The following is a 17936-nucleotide window of genomic DNA, read 5'->3' as shown; positions in this document are numbered from 1 at the left end:
CAAATGGCATTTAGTTTATTTAAAAGAAGCGGCGAAAAACAACCCTGGGATGTAAAAAGCTTACGTGAAGCTATATTACGTTTCATTAAAGAATCGTTACAAAAGATAGAAGGTGGAGAAGGCGGCCATATTAAAGAGCTGAAGCTTTTTATAGTTGCCGATGCTGAGGACAAGCCTATTTATGAGGGTGCGGTTTATGTACATGATAAAGCGCTGTTCAAAAACGAGGTTCAAAAAATAGCCGACGATTTTGACATCAATTTACCTTCTGACTGGACGCTGGATGTTGAGTTCACCGATGAGCTCCCGGCGGAAGCGAAAAGGATTCCCGACCTGGATGCAGCCTTTATCATGAATACCCGCAAGCAGGTTGCACACAATGCAGCTTCCTTTACAGCCTATTTACGCATCCTGAGTGGTGAGGCCGAAAAAGAAGAATACCTGATTAAAGCAACAGACCCCAAACTTTACATTGGGAGGGATAAAAAGTCTGTTACCGAAAATGGATCGTTCAGGCTAAATCAATTTGTTTTTCCGGGAGAGAGCAGGGACGAAAGTAATAAATACATCAGCAGGCAGCATGCCCATATTGAATGGGACGGCGAAAGCGAGCGCTTCATGATCTTTGCTGATGAAGGCGGCGTACCTCCGCGCAATAAAACCAAGATCCATATTGCGGCTGATGGTAAGATGATCAAACTCAATTCCACTCAAATTGGCCATCCCCTAAGTGAAGGCGACCAGGTAATATTGGGAGAATCGGCGGTATTTTTATATACTACGATAGCAAACCGATAGAGCTAAGAAAAGGACGAGCGTTAGGAAGCGAAAGAAAATCCCTAACCATGCTCTGTCAAAATGACCTTCCTACCGGCATATGGTTAAAGGGAACTTATTTCCTGTACTTTAATCGCTTCCAAAATCCCATCCCAAAGTGCAATGCGCGCCTGTAATGCTTCTTTAACAGCAACAGTCGCGTCGGCCCATTTGCTGTCATCATCGCCGCAAAGTTCGGCAGTCATTTGATAGGCCAGTTGGGAATGATGGTCGCCGTCAACTTCTATATGGCGCTCAAGATAGTATAACAATATATCAACCTTACCCGGCAATTGTTGGCTCAGCTCTTTTACTATGCTTACAAACATATCCGGAATCAAATCTTCGCGGCCAAAAGTGAATACTGCAGCTTGCAGATGATCTTTATTGGTATCGATAACGTCAAATGTGTGCTGCACAAAATTGCGGGCGGCAACAGGAATATTGGCAATGATCAGCGCTTCATCAATATGCTTACCGAAGTTTAATTCATTAAACAGATTGTTGATCCCTTCAGCTTGGCTGCCGGCCTGCTGCATGGCACGCAGATAAAGTTCGAAATGGCTTGCACGGTTTCCCTGCTCATCGATATCGCTTTCCTCGCCGGCAACAATTTCATTGATGAGGTAACGGGTATTGGCGTTCCCGGTTGGCATCCATGGCGTTACCGTACAGGTAAGCTTTTGCTGCAAAGCTTTTAACAACGACATAAAATCCCAAACAGCAAACACATGATGCTCCATAAAAACGGTAAGCTCATCAAGCGATGTAATATTTTTATAAAGCTCGTGACTGATAAGCTGATCGCGTAAAGGATGGATCTCGATTTTTAACTGTGCAATGCGGTTGTTGTAATTTGCCATGTATCAAAAATTGTATGGGTGGCAAAAATAGCAAACAACGTGATTATTAATGAACTGATTATTTTTTTGACGACGGGGTGATGGGGGATTCTTTAATTATAGTTGCTTTAATAAGGATTTAAAGCACTGCTAACTCGGAACGGATCAGATTACTGCTACAAGCGATATCATTAACTTAAATTTAAGAAATTGAAAGGCTGCCCCAGAGGGGCAGATCATTATGCTTAATAATTCACTTCCATAAGTTTACCATAAAGACTCGAAGCATCACTCCTTTTCACATAACTCTTTACTTCCCCACCACTATCTTCTCCCCCATTCGCACCACGATATCCGACCCGACCGCATAAAAAGCAGAAACCGGCTCTTTTTCCAAAAACGGCCTAACTGCTTCACCATAGAGTGCGGCAACATCAGCATCAAAAACATACTCGCGCACCAAACCCGTTTGCCATGAAACATGCTCAACCTGGTACTCCATGGTTTTTATGGGGCTTAAGCTATTATATCCCCAGTAATGTTCCAAAATGAATTCTTCTGCGCTACCGGCTTTAATATTTACTAACTCATTACTCGCGGTGGCACCAAGTTTATTCCAGCGGCCGTTTAGCTTCCACTCATATAAAAATTGGGTGTGATTATCTGCAGCTGAAGTGATAGAACTACGCATAAGCAGGGCACGGTAATGCTCTTTGTAAAGATTGTTGGCAATAAGCACTATCATGCTTTTCGGTACTATTTCGCTTATAAAAACAGCGCCGCGCTTCCATTCGGTACCATTAAAGTATCGCACGTAAAATCGCAGGTTAACTTCTTCAAAGTTTACATGCCAGGGCCATTTAATACCCAGTACCCGGGTATCCGAAAACATGAAACCAACCATACTTACCAGCGCTTTTCCTTCCCACAGGTCAAGCACCGTGCCTGCCGGCTTATAAGGTTTTAATATTGCCGCATCAACCTCGTAATTGAGCATTACAAGGTTTTTCCACTGGGCTTTTAAAAATTCGCTTTTAGCCATAAAAAGAAAAATCCCGCCTTTTTTACGAGCGGGATATACTAAAATGATTAATATTTTTTATAATATTTCATAGCCTCGGGTATGAGGTTCTGGATATCGGCAATACGCGTAGCATCGGCAGGGTGAGTGCTTAAAAATTCAGGCGGTGCCCCACCTTTGTTTTGGGCTGCCATACGTTGCCAAAAGGCAATGGCATTGTGCGGATCATAACCGGCCATAGCCATAAAAGTTAAACCTAAACGGTCGGCTTCTGATTCCTGTTTACGGGAATACGCCAACAATTTCAGCTGGCTTCCAACACCATATAAAGTACTTATGGCAGTTTGTGTAGCCTGCGACTGCTGGCTTGTCGCCGCTCCTACCAGTTGTCCGCCCCCTTGTACCAACATCTCCTGCGAGATCCGTTCGGCCGAGTGGCGGGCAATGGCATGCCCAATTTCATGGCCCATAACTACAGCAAGATAGGCATCGGTATTGGCTACAGGTAATAACCCGCTGTAAACCGCAACTTTACCACCAGGCATACACCAGGCGTTAACCTCGCTACTCTGGATCAGGTTAAACTCCCAATTAAAGCTATACTGATCGCCATAACCGTTTTCTTTGAGGTATTTTTCAATGGCTACAGCCAGTCTGTTACCAATGGTTTTAACACGTTGCGCATCGGCACCGCTGGCCACCACTTTAGTTTTAGGGTCGGAAAGCAGTTGCTTATAGCTTGCCGCTGCCGACTGGTTCACTTCGGCATCGCCAACCAGGCTTAATTGTTTACGGCCGGTTAGCGGCACAGTTGAACAGGAAAAGACAGCCATGATGGCTATCAGGACTAATAAAGGTTTAAACTTTTTCATGGTGATTAGGCAGCTGTTGTTTTCTTCTTAAAAAAATTAACTTTCGATTCTTTGCCTCTTATTAAACGTTCAATGTTTTTTTGGTGGGTTACCAGCACAAGTACGCAAATACACATGCCATAAATTACTATAGACCGTATAGGTGTCGGAAAAACAAATGTAACGCCTATAGGGTAAGTAAAGGCAGCTGCAATTGAGCTAAGCGACACATATTTTGAGATCAGTAACACCGTTATAAAAACCACTATACATAATAAAGCAGCATGAAAATGTATAGCCAAAATCATTCCAAACAAAGTTGCTACGCCCTTGCCGCCCCTGAAACCTGCAAAAATAGGGAACAGGTGGCCCATAACTGCCGCTATGCCTAAGGCCAGTTCATAATTAGTGTATGCTGTTGAATTGATGGCACCTGTAGCAGATGCACCAATGAAATAAGCGAAGTTTGTTGCTGCCCAGCCTTTAAATATATCAAGCAGCATCACGGGGATGCCCGCCTTTTTACCAAGCACACGAAAAGTATTTGTAGCACCTGCATTACCGCTTCCGTACTCGCGTACATCCACATTGTAAAAAGCCATACCAATCCAAACAGCCGTAGGTATTGAGCCGCACAGATAAGCCATTATAAGTGCTGTAACAGAGTAAACGGTTATCATTCTCCTGCAATATTACAAAATTGAAGCGGTAAAAGCGTTTTAATCACAGCGCTTTTACCACTAAACTTTGTTTAACAATGTGTTATTTGATGTTTTAATTACCCCTATTTTACGGCTTTCAGGCTAAGGTCAAGGCTTTTAACCGAATGAGTAAGCGCCCCGACAGAAATATAATCGACCCCACAATCGGCATATTCACGTATGTTATCAATGGTGATACCGCCCGAAGCTTCGGTAATATAACGCCCTTGTATTATACCAACAGCCTGCCGCAGGTCATCAAAATTGAAATTATCAAGCAGTATGCGGTTCACCCGGCCGGTTTGTAAAACCTGCTCCAGTTCATCAAGGTTACGTACCTCAATTTCAATGGCAAGTTTTTTCCCATTGTCGGTTAAATATTGATTAGCACTTTCAATAGCTTGCCTTATTCCGCCGGCATAGTCCACATGGTTATCCTTAATCAGGATCATATCGTACAAACCAAACCTGTGGTTTACGCCTCCGCCTATGCGCACCGCCCATTTTTCGAGATAACGAAGCCCGGGTGTGGTTTTACGGGTATCTAAAACTTTAGTATTAGTCCCTTTCAGCAAATCAACTATCTGCCGGGTTTTTGTAGCAATTCCCGACATACGCTGCATACAATTTAGTACCAAACGCTCGGCGGTCAAAATACTGCGCGAATTGCCCTCAACCTCAAAAGCTATGTCTTTATATTTAACCGGGGCTCCGTCCTGCAAAAACACGTTAAGTTTAAGGTTTGGATCAACCACATGAAATATTTCGGCGGCCAGCTCTACACCGGCCAGTATTCCTTCGTCCTTAACTAAAAGTTTTGCTTTGCCGGTAGCGTCGGCCGGGATAGTTGAAAGCGAGGTATGATCGCCATCGCCCACATCCTCACTTAAAGCATTATTTATAAACTGATGTATGAGTTCTTTATCCAATTGTGTACTTTTTGAGTGTCAAAAGTAACAACAATTTTTAAATGGAGGGGTTTGATTACGGTAAAGATAATGGTTCATTGTTCATGGTTCATGGCAAATCTCTGACTATGAAAACGGTTCAGCTCCAAACAGGTGCTATGAACCATTAACTATGATCCATAAACTACGTCATTTCACCTTTTCATCCTCAATCTTCAGCTCAACAACGTTAGTACCTTTACCCGCGTCTTTAAGGGTGATGGCAACCCGAAATTCGCCCTTATCTGTATTCAAAATATAAACACCAAAATGATAATTACCCCCGAATTTATTTTATGTAACAGCTTAATACTTTTAGGCTTATTCCGGGCGAAGAACTTATCCAGTATAACTGTAGCCTGGTTTTGCGAGTAAACATTCTCGTCTTCCATAATGGTGATCTCAACATTATTGGCAAATAGCTTGGAAAGCTCTTTGGTATTACCTGTTTTTAAAAGATTGGCCACGTTATCTATAGCATCTGCCGATGAGACATATGGGAGCAGCAGTAAAAAAATAAACGACGGCAGGTATATTAATTTCATACAATAATAACGTACTAATGGGTGCTAAAGTTACAAAGAGCGGTTAAGTGTTTACTCGTTTTTTAATAAACTAAAAAGCGGTGTTCATTAAAACTGTATAATAAACACTAACAGTATAATTTAAGTTTTATTTCAGGCTGCTAACCTAAATTAAAAAATTATATATAAAGTACCCAGTTGCCTTTATATTTGCATTGTGGAAAACAAAAAGAAACTCGCACTAATAATACTTGATGGCTGGGGTTATGGCCGCAACGATCAATCAAACGCTATACTGGCTGCCAATACTCCTTTTGTTGATGGCCTGCTTAAGCAATATCCAAATTCAAAGCTTGAAGCTTCAGGAACAGCAGTAGGCTTACCTGCCGGGCAAATGGGCAATTCGGAAGTTGGTCACATGAACCTTGGTGCAGGCCGCGTGGTTTACCAGGAACTTGGCCGCATTCATAAGGCAGTTGATGACAATGAGCTGCCAACTATCCCCGTATTGAAAGATGCGTTTGAATACGCGAAACAAAATAATAAAGATGTACACTTTATCGGTTTAGTATCTGACGGTGGTGTACATTCGCACATTCGCCATGTGAAAGGCCTTTGCGATGCCGCTAAAAAACTGAATGTTAACAATGTATACATCCATGCTTTTTTAGATGGCCGCGATACCGACCCTAAATCGGGCTTGGGCTTTGTTACCGAACTTGAAGAGCATATTGCAGGTACCGGCGCTAAAATAGCCTCTGCCATCGGCCGTTACTATGCTATGGATCGTGATAACCGCTGGGAGCGCGTTAAACTGGCTTATGACCTGTTGGTAAACGGTGTAGGTGCACCAACTCAAAACGTTACCGATTTAATCAAGCATTCATACCTTGAGGATGTTACCGATGAGTTTGTAAAACCAATAGTTGCTGTTGATGACGCAGGAAAACCTTTAGCCGTGATTAAAGATGGCGATGTGGTGATCTGCTTTAACTTCCGTACCGACAGGGGCCGAGAGATCAGTATTGCTCTAACTCAAAAATCATTCCCTGAATATAATTTACACCCGCTGGATATCCGTTACATCACCATGACACCATATGATGAAACGTTTAAGAATGTTCAGGTTGTTTTCAACAAGGAAGATCTGACCAAAACATTGGGCGAGATCCTGCAAAACGCAGGTAAATCACAGATCAGGATTGCCGAAACCGAAAAATATCCTCACGTAACCTTCTTCTTTTCGGGTGGCCGCGAAAAAGAATTTGATAACGAAAAACGTTTATTAGTACCATCACCAAAAGTGGCTACTTATGATCTTCAGCCAGAAATGAGCGCTGCGGGCATCCGTGATGCCATTATCCCTGAACTGGAAACCGGCTGGCCTGATTTTGTTTGCCTTAACTTTGCCAACACCGATATGGTGGGCCATACCGGTGTTTTTAGCGCCGTAGTTAAAGCAGCCGAAACTGCCGACAGCTGCACCAAAGCTGTTGTTGAAGCAGGTTTGGCCAACGGCTATTCGTTTATTATCCTGGCCGACCATGGCAATGCCGATTACATGATCAACGAAGACGGATCGCCCAATACGGCACATACTACCAACCTGGTACCATGTATCGTGATTGACAAAGATGTAAAAGAGGTAAAAGACGGAAAACTGGGCGATGTGGCGCCAACCATATTAAGCATATTAGGTGTTGCCATCCCTCCCGAAATGACTGGTAATGTATTGGTGTAATCCAAAAAACATAAGCAAAGCCGCCCTGATGGGCGGCTTTTTATTGTTAATAGCAAATTTGTATTCCTGCCGGCCCGATAACAGGCAAAGCGGTGCCAAACTGGTTTACTTTGACCTGAAAGAATTTTTCAGGGCCGATTCGGCACGGCTTACCAGGCTAAACCCCGCAGTAAACAAAACGGTTACCCACAATGGCGTTACCGAAACCAAAATAGTACACATTGGCAACTGGAACCAGGAGCTTAATTTGTTTATCCAGTCGGACATTAACCGCCCGGCCTGGAAAAACAGTTATGCAGTTAGTACAAGCGATAGCGCTATTATTTATAAGGCCCGTACCCCCGAGCTTAAAACCCGTCGCATCATCATCAAAAAAGCCGGCGATAAAGTGGCGTGGATCCTGATCTATAACCACACCAAAAACCTACTGTACGAAACCAACGAAAAATTGAGTTATTTTCCCGATTCACTTTACCTGATCCAAAAAACGCAACATGTGAAATTGATGGGCCGGAACGATTACAAGGTGCAGGGAACCCTGCCTAAAAGGTAAAAGAGAAAGTTTAACCGGATTTTAGTGCTGCTTCACTAAAGTATTAACCCCTGTAGTAGCCTGGATGAGTTTCTCTTTTGACTGATCGATCAGTGCGGAAATGTCCATGCGGCCCGGATTATCTGCCAGTACTTTTTCCAGATCGGCAACTGAAGCCTTTAACGAGTTTATTCCCCTTGCTTTGTCATAAAAACGAGATGTCGCCTGCAATTTAAACATACCGTAGTCGCGGTAAGCTATGCCCCTGTTTTGGTAGTATTTGTTATCCCTGAGATCGCTGTTAATAGAGATGGCCTTTGTAAGATCCACAATAGCGCCTAACAGGTATAGTTCCTTATCCGCCGCCGAAGCCTGGCTGTCTCTCCCCAGGTAGCTTTTTGCCCTTGCCCTGTAATAATAAGCAGTAGCATCTGCCGGCTTTACGGCAATTACCTTGGTATATGCCAGTATCGATTTTTTGTAGTTATCGCTGTGGTAGTATGAGTAGCCCAGCATCCACATAGCGTTTGCATTTGTTGAATCAGTTATGCACGCCTTTTCCAGGTGTGACACCGCCGAACGGAAATCGCCATCCATGAGCGCCTGCTGGCCGAGCCGTACATAAGCGTTTTGTGCTATAGCCGACTCGAGCGAAGACATGATCAGAAGGGGCAGGATAACTGATAACTTCATTAAACGGATTACTGGTAAAACAAAAATGGTATAATATTAACTATTAATATCCTAAATTATTATGCCATATTGTGGTTTTATATAAAATTTTTCACACGTACAAATAATTTAAGCAAAGCGATACTATGACTTTTTTTCATCTTTACCAATAAAATCTTATTTATTTACAATTCGTTTTACAAATTTGTAACAAACATGTAACCAGTACGTTAAATCACCAGATTAATTGTTGCTATTTATTATCGTAACTTGGCACAGCTCTTGAACCATAGTTATGTGCGATTGATAATCGCAATTTAACCTGTAATTGAAGTGGAAACTATCTTACAGGCTGACAACATGACGTTTTATTCTACTAAAATATAATAATGAATTTCGATCCGTTTGATTTTAAAAATGCTTTACCGGTTATAAACGAGGATTCAGAATTTTTCCCGCTAATGTCATCGGAAGATGAGGAGGAGATGAATAATGAGGAACTGCCCGATGTAATGCCTATTTTACCCTTGCGCAATACTGTACTTTTCCCGGGTGTTGTGATCCCAATTACAGTTGGCAGGGATAAATCAATAAAACTAATTCGCGATGCTAATAAAGGCAGCCGCATGATTGGGGTGGTTTCGCAACAGGATGTGGGGATTGAAGACCCTACTTTTAACCAGCTTAACAAAGTTGGCACTATAGCACTCATTATAAAAATGCTGCAAATGCCTGATGGAAACACCACCGTTATCATCCAGGGCAAAAAACGTTTTTATTTAAAAGAAGAAGTACAGAGCGAACCCTATATAAAAGCCACAGTTGAGCCCTTTCATGAGATAAAAATCAAGGAAGATAAAGAGTTTAAAGCCATGGTATCATCCATTAAGGATATGGCCATGAATATTATCCAGCTTTCGCCAAATATCCCGAGTGAAGCAGGGATCGCAATCCGCAATATCGAAAGCACATCGTTCCTGATCAACTTCATATCATCAAATATGAACGCTGATATGACCGCTAAGCAACACCTGCTTGAAATTGCCAACCTGCGCGAACGTGCCAACCTTGTGCTTGAGCATTTAACGCTCGACCTGCAAATGCTGGAATTAAAAAACCAGATCCAGACCAAAGTACGCGTTGACCTTGACAAACAGCAAAGGGATTATTTCCTTAACCAGCAGCTAAAAACTATACAGGAAGAACTGGGCGGCAATACGCCCGACCTGGAAATTGAGAGCCTGCGCCAGCGTGGCATCAAAAAGAAATGGGCAAAGGAAGTTAAAGATCATTTTAACAAAGAGCTTGAAAAACTGAGCCGTACCAATCCCGCAGCAGCCGATTACTCGGTTCAGATCAATTATCTTGAACTGCTGCTTGATTTACCATGGAACGAGTTTACCAAAGATAACTTTGACCTTAAGCGTGCGCAAAGAATCCTTGATAAAGATCACTTTGGCTTGGATAAGGTAAAACAACGTATTATTGAATACCTGGCTGTGCTTAAGTTGAAGCATGACATGAAAGCGCCTATTCTTTGTTTGGTTGGCCCTCCGGGAGTTGGTAAAACATCGCTGGGTAAATCAATAGCCAAGGCTTTAGGCCGTAAATATGTACGCATGGCATTAGGCGGTATCCGTGATGAAGCCGAGATCCGCGGTCACCGTAAAACATATATTGGTGCTATGCCGGGCCGCATTATCCAGTCGATAAAAAAGGCGGGCGCTTCAAACCCGGTATTTATTTTGGATGAGATAGATAAAGTAGGCAACGATTTCAGGGGCGATCCATCGTCGGCCCTGCTTGAAGTACTTGACCCCGAGCAAAACGGCACCTTCTCTGATCACTATGTTGAAATGGACTACGACCTTTCAAACGTAATGTTTATAGCTACTGCCAACTCACTGAGCACTATCCAACCTGCCTTGTTAGACAGGATGGAGATCATTGAAGTGAACGGCTATACCATTGAAGAAAAAATTGAGATAGCAAAGCAACACCTTGTACCTAAACAGCGCGAAGCACATGGCTTAAAAATAAAAGATGTAAGTCTTAAAGCAGATGTTATCGAAAAGGTGATAGTTGATTACACCCGCGAATCGGGGGTACGTTCACTGGAGAAAAAGATAGGTTCGGTTGTGCGCGGCGTGGCTAAGAACATAGCCATGGAAGAGCCTTACAACAGTGTTGTAAGTAAAAAAGATATCGAAAAGATACTGGGCGCACCTATTTTTGATAAAGACCTTTATGAAGGCAATGACGTAGCAGGCGTTGTAACAGGCCTGGCCTGGACTTCTGTAGGCGGCGACATCCTGTTCATTGAAGCCAGTTTAAGCCCCGGAAAAGGCCGCTTAACACTTACAGGCAGCCTTGGCGATGTAATGAAAGAGTCGGTAACTATAGCCCTCGCTTACCTGCGCGCTCATGCTGCCGATTTTGACATCAACCCTAAACTGTTTGATCAGTGGGATGTGCATGTACACGTACCGGCAGGCGCTACCCCTAAAGATGGCCCGTCGGCAGGTGTTACCATGCTTACAGCACTGGTTTCGGCATTTACACAGCGTAAAGTAAAGCCCAATTTGGCCATGACGGGCGAGATCACCCTCCGGGGTCGGGTTTTGCCTGTGGGCGGTATCAAAGAAAAGATCCTGGCTGCAAAACGTGCCAACATAAAAGAGATCATCCTGTGCAAATCGAACCAAAAAGATATTCTGGAAATTAAGGAAGATTACATCAAAGACCTTAGCTTTCATTACGTTACCGATATGAGGGACGTGATAACGCTGGCCCTGCTTAATGAAAAGGTTAAAAATCCAATAAATCTTACCGTTAAAGAAGACGAGAAAGCAGCAATTAACTAAAGCAGGACTATTTTCTGGCATAAAACAAAAGTTTTACAGTTATGCGCTGTAAAACTTTTTTGTTTTAGAAGTTCTTCATGACAAGGTATCGAAACATAATGCCCAACTTAAAATAGTGTTCGCGGCTCGAAGTTTAATTTTCATTTGTAATCTCAACCCCATCCCTTATTGCCACTTCAAGTATATCAATGTTTATATCTTTTAAATTATTGAACTTAATACAATACCCTGTCACGCTGGCCTTGCCTATCTCTTTTCCATATGTTTGGGGTAAATATTTTTTATCCTTAATACCCAGGATATAGATAGAAATCCCCGTAGTGTTGGCGCTCATACCAACCTGAAAAAACTCCCTGGTTGTTCCGTTAGCGTATTTTATGGTGTAAGATCCATATCCCACGTTAGGGTTGCTAACAATCCGGCCTTCAGCGTTTCTGCCGTCCTCAAACCATAATTTACATCCCGGTAATATTTGAAGTATATGTCTATGTAAAATTTGCATATCACCACGTTTGGGTTCGGGTTGGCTGGTAATATACTCTTCGGTTTGTTGCTGCACGTTCATATAAAATATGGGATTATGGGTTGCTTGCTTTGCTTTTTAAATTTCGTTTTATTTTTAGTAAAACCCTAATTCATTTCTTTCTCATCAACCAAATTTTAAACTGTAACATTCCCTAAATTTATAACTGCTTTATTTGCATCGGGTTTTTTATATATTAGCGCACATATATACTATTATACTATATAAACCCCAATGCCTAATAAACTATTTTTAACACTGGTATGCCTGTTAAGCGCTACCTGTTTATTTGCACAAACCCGCGGTCATGAATTTGGTATTCAAACTGACAATGATTCGTTCCTTGGTCAGGGATCTGACAGGTATTACACCAATGGTATTTTCTTTTACTACCGAAAGGCGTTAACCGTAAAACCGTCCGAAAATTCACTCCAAAACAAAGTTTTAGGATTTGAGTTAGGGCAAAAAATGTTCAACCCCCAATCGGGCTTTGTACGCGGACCATTTGATATTGACAGGCCGTTTGCAGCGTATACTTATTTAGGCTCCACACTTAACTTGCTTTACAAAAACGAAAGTAACCTGAAGCTTGGCGCCCAGATAGGCTTGGTAGGCCCGGCCGCGGGCGGCGAACCTGTGCAGAAACTTATTCACAATACTTTCGGTTTTTACAAACTTAACGGCTGGCAATACCAGGTCAAAAATGATTTAGAGCTCAATCTTTCGGCCGAGTATAATAAGCTGCTGGCCCGTGCCTCATGGATTGACCTGAGCTTTAGCTCATATGCCAACCTGGGTAACGGCTTTACCGGCGCTGGCGCCGGGGGATGGTACGCCTGGGAAATTTCAACCAGCTATTCAATTCCATCAGTACCCAAAGTACGGTATCAACCGGCGGTGAGGAAAAATTACTGCACAAGCACGAGATCTTTTTTTACTACAAGCCCTTAGCCAATTTGGTTGGTTATGATGCAACCATCCAGGGCAGCCTGTTCCGCAAACATGACGACCCAAACAGCCTGGAAGTTGTTTCAGAAAAGAAACCGTTTATATTTAGCCAACAGGTAGGTGTAGCTTTTACAACCAGCCGTTTCGCTTTTGATATAGCGGCAATATTCCATACCAAAGACACTAAGGAAATGCTCCGCTCGCACCAATGGGGTTCAATTACCGGGCTTTACAGATTTAAGTAAAGAGATTAGAGGTTGGAGGTTAGTGATTAGAAGAACCGCTACCTGAACCATCATGTCATTGCGAGGAACGAAGCAATCGCACGGAAGCATTGCCACTCTGTAGAGTATGCGATTGCCACGCTGCGCAATGACATAGCTTTAGAGAGTTCGCTTAACTACTCACCAAAATCATTTTTCCTATTCTCCTTCTTTACCGATTGCCTTTTCTTGCTGTCCAATCTTGCCGCTTTTGCGGCTTTACTCACTTTAGTGGGTTTACGCACTTTGGGCTTTTGAAGGGCTTTTGTTAGCAGCGTTGTTAACCTTTCAATTGCTTTTTCTTTATTGAGATACTGGCTTCGCTCTTCATCACATATTACCTGCACGTAACCATCTTTGTTAAGCCTGTTCTGCAGTTTTTCGGTTAGCAGCAGCTTTTCCTCATCGTTAAACAAAGCGGACGAACCTATTGAAAATAACAGTTCAACCTTGCTCGAAACCTTATTTACGTTTTGGCCGCCCTTTCCCCGCTTCTTGATGTTTTGTAGCTCGTTTCCTTTTGGAGATCGGCTTTGTTAAAATTCATCTTCAAAAATAAGCCTTATTGAGTTACCGCTATCGGGCCATTTGCTAATAATTTGCTATTTTAGCAGCTCTATGAACAACAATATCGTAGTAGCCATTGATGGTTATTCTTCGTGCGGGAAAAGCACCCTGGCAAAAGCTTTAGCAAAAGAGCTTCATTTTATCTATGTTGATAGCGGCGCTATGTATCGTGCCGTAACCTTATACTTTTTAAGGCATAATATTGATCTTGAAGATCATGCCCAGATAGCGGACGCGTTGCATAATATCCATCTTAATTTTCATACGCAAAACCATAAAACCTTTATTACCTTAAATGAAGAGGACGTGTCTGAAGAGATTCGCCAGATGCACGTTGCTGATAAAGTTAGCTCGGTAGCAGCTATAAAAGAAGTGCGCGCAGCCATGGTAAGGCAACAGCAGCGTTTAGGCCGCTCTAAAAATATTATTATGGATGGCCGCGATATCGGTACGGTAGTATTCCCTGATGCCCAGGTGAAACTGTTCATGACTGCCGATCCAAAGATTCGCGCCGAACGCCGTTATAAAGAGTTATTACCAACCAACCCTAACATTACTTTAGAAGAGGTTTTTGATAACCTGGCACACCGCGACTACCAGGATACCACGCGCGAGGAAAGCCCCCTTACCCGCGCCGAAGATGCCATTATATTAGACAACACCGACCTAAGCCAGGATGAGCAATTGATGTTTGCCATAAGCCATATTGAACCGTTTATTGCGGAGTAATGAACCATGATTTTTAGGATTTAAGGATTTCTTGATATTTAAAGCCTATCAAGAAATCCCTTAATCAAGTGAATCATGGTTCTGCTTAAACTTCTCCGCCTTAACCCCAAACCTGTTTAAAAAATCCACCCCTTCATCGCTTGCCAGGCCTTTGTATTCGGCATAAGATTTATCGTAATACACATGGGTTATACCCGCCGAATAGATGAGCCTTGCGCAAGGCAAACATGGCGACAGCGTGGTATACAACGTAGCGCCTTCAAGTCGTGCCCCGTTTTTTACCGCATAAAGTATCGCGTTTTCTTCGGCATGCAGGGCAAGTGAACAGCTGCCTTTTGAATCGCGCGCACAACCTGTTTCGGGCCATTCCACATCACAATTATGTGTTCCAGCCGGCGGACCGTTATAGCCTATAGAAATAATCCGCGTATCACGCGTTAAAACCGCCCCAACATGTGCTTTAACACAATGCGACCGCTCGGCCAGATCAGTGGCCAGGTTCATAAAAATCTGATCAAAGCTGGGTTTCATAGTTTAAAATCATTATGTCATTAAATATCATTGGGTCATTACTTCATTTAAAAATGACTTAATGACCCAATAATGATTAGTGACTGGTTAAATATTAATGTCCGCCTTTAACTTCAACAGTATCAAAGTCGATACCTTGCTGCTTTAATACACTTTTAGCTTTAATTGCATAAAATGCAAGGTAGGCAAAACAAGCAACACCAACTAAATATGACCATTGGATGCCGATTAGGTCCGGACCACCCAAATAACCTTGTAATAAGCTTATGAAACCGCCACCCATAATCATCATGATAAGGAAACTTGAACCTTCGTTGGTATGGTTACCCAAACCAGTTACAGCAAGCGTATAGATACATGGCCATAATGTTGAGCAAAATAAGCCAACACTAATAAACGCGAAAACGCTAACCATGCCGCTTGATAACATACCTATGAACAAAGCGGTAATTGCACAGCCCGAGAATATTAATAATTGACGGGCGGGGTTGCCGCGGCTCAACAAATCGGCAACGATCAATACAACAATGACAAACGCATATATATAAAAAGGAGTAACATCATGCTGCGCAAGCTTATTAACGGCGAGGAATACTGCAAAAGCAATATAAGGCATTACAACTCTTAATATCTTTTTAGCACCACCTGCAAGATTAAACGCGCCTATTGAGGCTGTCCACCTGCCTATCATTAAACTTGCCCAATAAAGAGATATAAAAGGAGCAATATTGCCCGTTTCAGTATGGAGCTTTTCTTTCATATATTCCGGCAGGTTACTTGCCGTCGATACTTCAACCCCAACATAAACAAATATTGCTATCATACCCAATGATAATTGCAGATAGCTTAGCGCGCTTTTTTACCGACAGGTTTTACACCTTTTGAAATATCTGTTGGGGAGCTGATCACATCCTCATCCGTTACTGAAGCTATTTTATTAGGAACAGATGAGAATTTGAAGATAACAGCAACTACTAAAAATAAAGCACCCAAAATAAGGTATGGAAATTTAACAGCGCTGATGCTTGCTACGTGCGTAGCACCGCCAACCTGGCCAAATATTGCCAAACTAACCAACAGCGGCCCAATAGTAGTACCAAAATTATTTACCCCACCGGTTAAGCTCAAGCGTTGTGCACCTGTTTTAGGATCACCAAGTGCTACCACTAACGCATTGGCAGCAATTTGTTGAAGCGAAAAACCTAAGCCAACAATGAACAAACCCGTAATCATCAAATAAAATGAAGCTGTTTCGGCAGCCGGGTAAAATAATAATGTACCCAAAGCGGATAAAATAAGACCGGCAGCAATTCCATTCTTATAACCATACTTATTTAAGATATCGCCGCCACTTGCCTTTGAAACAAAGAAGTATATAATTGAACCAACAGTATAAGCTAAATAAAAGGCAAATGAAATCATTTGTGATTGCCATTGTGCTAAGCTTAGTTTTTCTTTAAATACGGGTATTAAAATGTCATTACTTGCGGCCACGAAGCCCCAGAAGAAAAATACGGTAATTAACGTGAGCAACGCCGACCCGTAATTTTTTTTGTCGTTTTGTTCCATTTGTAAAATAGGTTGTACTAATTTGATTTTTGAATCTCTAAACATAATTCAATTTTGGTAAAAGTCTCACCTCTTTTTTAAATAAATTAAATCACAATTTTAACTTTCGTTGTTTATGAGATAAAATTGCATATTCGCAATGTTCAAAAAAGAACAAAGCTTAACTTAATGATAAAAGCCATTGTTTCGGGTATCGGGTTTGGATTAGTACTTACATTTATTACCGGCCCGGTTTTTTTGCGCTCATTAAAACCAGTATCGAAAAAGGGTTTCATGCCGGTGTTTCGCTTGCCCTTGGTGTGGTTTGCAGCGATGTGGTTTTTGTGGGCGCAATCCTGTTTGGTTCGCAATATATCGATGTATCTGACCATACCAAAGTTATAGCAGGCGTTGTAGGCAGCGCCATATTATTCGCGCTTGGCCTATATTACATGTTCAAGAAAAGCGAGATCAATTATGAAAATAAAGTACCATCAGGCGCCGACCGCTTTGGTTACATACTTAAAGGTTTCCTGATGTGCATTTTTAACCCTACCCTCCTCTTCCACTGGACGGTGGTGATCGGCGCGGCCAGTACAACATTCCTGGTGGGCACCCCGCACAGGTCGTTTCATATAGCTGTTATGTTTTTAACCATACTGATCATCCAGTTTGGTATGGATACCCTCAAAGCTTTTTATGCCAATAAACTCCGGGCACGTATTTCGGTTAAGTTTATTCACCGTTTAAATGAGGTTGCCGGCATTGCGCTTATTATTGCCTCGTTGGTGCTGATTGATAAGCTGGTTACGCATTTTGTATTTGCAGCGCCGGCAGGATCGTAAATAGTTACATATTTCAACCTTAGCCATTTTTAAACCTTATCATAATGTTACTCAAATTCGCCTACTTGCTATTCGCAATAGTGACCGATCTACTGGTATACTCGAAACTTCATAAAAAGAGTTGGTTCAGCAACACCCAGTTTAATTTGATTGGCGCAACGTTAGTTCTATTTATACTATTACACCTGTTCAACCCGAGTTTCCTTTTACCGTTCGGTTTTGTTGCCCCAATAACTATTATTGCCTTCGCGCCGATCCTTATTCATTTTTGGTTTAATTATTTAGTAATAAAAAGAATAAACCGAATTACGACCGAACAAAACAAGCGATTTATGGCTACTGGTTTAAGGATTTTTTCATTCTTCTTTTTGAAGTTTTTTTATAATGATATTGATCGCTCAAGTCTCATTTATAATTTCACCTACGATCAATTAACAAAAAAGGCGATGAAAAACTCATCGCCTCGTATAT

General features: G+C 42.1%; 19 protein-coding genes and 1 pseudogene. 7 read left to right on the top strand and 13 right to left on the bottom strand.

Going from position 1 to position 17936, the window contains the following annotated elements; translation table 11 throughout:
• Nucleotides 1–3 precede the first annotated feature (3 nt).
• The gene (locus ACQ86K_RS05675) at nt 4–798 is read left to right on the top strand and encodes an FHA domain-containing protein (RefSeq protein ID WP_091172475.1); all 795 of its coding nucleotides are present in this window, start codon (nt 4–6) and stop codon (nt 796–798) included.
• An 83-nt stretch (nt 799–881) separates the two neighbouring features.
• On the opposite strand, the gene ACQ86K_RS05670 is transcribed toward ACQ86K_RS05675, so the two are convergent.
• The 6 genes from ACQ86K_RS05670 to ACQ86K_RS05645 form a co-directional block, all read right to left on the bottom strand.
• A complete protein-coding gene (locus ACQ86K_RS05670) occupies nt 882–1679 on the bottom strand; it encodes a DUF3050 domain-containing protein (protein WP_091172478.1) in 798 nt (265 codons plus the stop codon).
• Nucleotides 1680–1968: 289 nt separating this feature from the next.
• Nucleotides 1969–2700 carry a YqjF family protein gene (locus tag ACQ86K_RS05665; RefSeq protein WP_091172482.1) on the bottom strand — a complete coding sequence of 244 codons (732 nt, stop codon included), beginning with the start codon at nt 2698–2700 and terminating at the stop codon, nt 1969–1971.
• A gap of 47 nt (nt 2701–2747) precedes the next feature.
• Nucleotides 2748–3551 carry a M48 family metallopeptidase gene (locus ACQ86K_RS05660; RefSeq protein ID WP_091172486.1) on the bottom strand — a complete coding sequence of 268 codons (804 nt, stop codon included), beginning with the start codon at nt 3549–3551 and terminating at the stop codon, nt 2748–2750.
• Nucleotides 3552–3556: 5 nt separating this feature from the next.
• Entirely contained in the window at nt 3557–4210 is a 654-nt protein-coding gene (gene plsY, locus ACQ86K_RS05655) for a glycerol-3-phosphate 1-O-acyltransferase PlsY (protein WP_090531854.1), read from the bottom strand.
• Nucleotides 4211–4314: 104 nt separating this feature from the next.
• On the bottom strand, nt 4315–5160 hold the full coding sequence (gene nadC, locus ACQ86K_RS05650; RefSeq protein WP_431199961.1) for a carboxylating nicotinate-nucleotide diphosphorylase: 846 nt from the start codon (nt 5158–5160) through the stop codon (nt 4315–4317).
• A 269-nt stretch (nt 5161–5429) separates the two neighbouring features.
• A complete protein-coding gene (locus ACQ86K_RS05645; RefSeq protein WP_431199960.1) occupies nt 5430–5723 on the bottom strand; it encodes a DUF4783 domain-containing protein in 294 nt (97 codons plus the stop codon).
• A 196-nt stretch (nt 5724–5919) separates the two neighbouring features.
• Between ACQ86K_RS05645 and gpmI the strand changes: the two genes are divergently transcribed.
• Nucleotides 5920–7443, top strand: a complete 1524-nt coding sequence (gene gpmI / locus ACQ86K_RS05640) for a 2,3-bisphosphoglycerate-independent phosphoglycerate mutase (protein WP_431199959.1) — start codon at nt 5920–5922, stop codon at nt 7441–7443.
• 28 nt (nt 7444–7471) lie between these two features.
• The gene (locus ACQ86K_RS05635; protein WP_431199958.1) at nt 7472–7996 is read left to right on the top strand and encodes a hypothetical protein; all 525 of its coding nucleotides are present in this window, start codon (nt 7472–7474) and stop codon (nt 7994–7996) included.
• Nucleotides 7997–8017: 21 nt separating this feature from the next.
• On the opposite strand, the gene ACQ86K_RS05630 is transcribed toward ACQ86K_RS05635, so the two are convergent.
• The gene (locus ACQ86K_RS05630; protein WP_090531867.1) at nt 8018–8668 is read right to left on the bottom strand and encodes a tetratricopeptide repeat protein; all 651 of its coding nucleotides are present in this window, start codon (nt 8666–8668) and stop codon (nt 8018–8020) included.
• A gap of 368 nt (nt 8669–9036) precedes the next feature.
• On the opposite strand from ACQ86K_RS05630, the gene lon reads away from it, so the two are divergent.
• A complete protein-coding gene (lon, locus tag ACQ86K_RS05625; RefSeq protein WP_112654782.1) occupies nt 9037–11511 on the top strand; it encodes an endopeptidase La in 2475 nt (824 codons plus the stop codon).
• A 133-nt stretch (nt 11512–11644) separates the two neighbouring features.
• Here lon and ACQ86K_RS05620 read toward each other — a convergent pair whose 3' ends face one another.
• Complete coding sequence (locus ACQ86K_RS05620) at nt 11645–12076, bottom strand: hypothetical protein (RefSeq protein WP_431199957.1); 432 nt, start codon at nt 12074–12076, stop codon at nt 11645–11647.
• 192 nt (nt 12077–12268) lie between these two features.
• Between ACQ86K_RS05620 and ACQ86K_RS05615 the strand changes: the two are divergent.
• Nucleotides 12269–13227: pseudogene (locus ACQ86K_RS05615) on the top strand (lipid A deacylase LpxR family protein).
• A 155-nt stretch (nt 13228–13382) separates the two neighbouring features.
• Here ACQ86K_RS05615 and arfB read toward each other — a convergent pair.
• Nucleotides 13383–13745 (bottom strand): alternative ribosome rescue aminoacyl-tRNA hydrolase ArfB, encoded by a 363-nt coding sequence (arfB, locus tag ACQ86K_RS05610; RefSeq protein WP_431200798.1) that lies wholly within the window; start codon nt 13743–13745, stop codon nt 13383–13385.
• Nucleotides 13746–13863: 118 nt separating this feature from the next.
• Here arfB and cmk point away from each other — a divergent pair, with 118 nt between their 5' ends.
• Nucleotides 13864–14541: a (d)CMP kinase gene (gene cmk, locus ACQ86K_RS05605; RefSeq protein WP_091172517.1), complete on the top strand. Its 678-nt coding sequence runs from the start codon at nt 13864–13866 to the stop codon at nt 14539–14541.
• Nucleotides 14542–14601: 60 nt separating this feature from the next.
• On the opposite strand, the gene ACQ86K_RS05600 is transcribed toward cmk, so the two are convergent.
• The 4 genes from ACQ86K_RS05600 to ACQ86K_RS05585 all read right to left on the bottom strand — a co-directional run bounded on the left by ACQ86K_RS05600 (nt 14602) and on the right by ACQ86K_RS05585 (nt 16916).
• Nucleotides 14602–15072: a deoxycytidylate deaminase gene (locus ACQ86K_RS05600; protein WP_091172520.1), complete on the bottom strand. Its 471-nt coding sequence runs from the start codon at nt 15070–15072 to the stop codon at nt 14602–14604.
• 94 nt (nt 15073–15166) lie between these two features.
• Nucleotides 15167–15895: a hypothetical protein gene (locus ACQ86K_RS05595; RefSeq protein WP_431199956.1), complete on the bottom strand. Its 729-nt coding sequence runs from the start codon at nt 15893–15895 to the stop codon at nt 15167–15169.
• Between the two features lie 23 nt (nt 15896–15918).
• On the bottom strand, nt 15919–16641 hold the full coding sequence (locus ACQ86K_RS05590; protein ID WP_431199955.1) for an MFS transporter: 723 nt from the start codon (nt 16639–16641) through the stop codon (nt 15919–15921).
• 143 nt (nt 16642–16784) lie between these two features.
• The gene (locus tag ACQ86K_RS05585; RefSeq protein WP_431199954.1) at nt 16785–16916 is read right to left on the bottom strand and encodes a hypothetical protein; all 132 of its coding nucleotides are present in this window, start codon (nt 16914–16916) and stop codon (nt 16785–16787) included.
• Here ACQ86K_RS05585 and ACQ86K_RS05580 point away from each other — a divergent pair.
• Nucleotides 16857–17465, top strand: a complete 609-nt coding sequence (locus ACQ86K_RS05580) for a LysE family translocator (RefSeq protein ID WP_431200797.1) — start codon at nt 16857–16859, stop codon at nt 17463–17465. The genes ACQ86K_RS05585 and ACQ86K_RS05580 overlap by 60 nt on opposite strands.
• Nucleotides 17466–17936: the final 471 nt, after the last annotated feature.

The sequence above is a fragment of the Mucilaginibacter sp. P19 genome (assembly GCF_050632265.1).
Lineage (GTDB): Bacteria > Bacteroidota > Bacteroidia > Sphingobacteriales > Sphingobacteriaceae > Mucilaginibacter > Mucilaginibacter gossypii.
The sequence above is the reverse complement of the archived record's forward strand: the minus strand, read 5'-3'. Positions and strand labels throughout refer to the sequence as shown.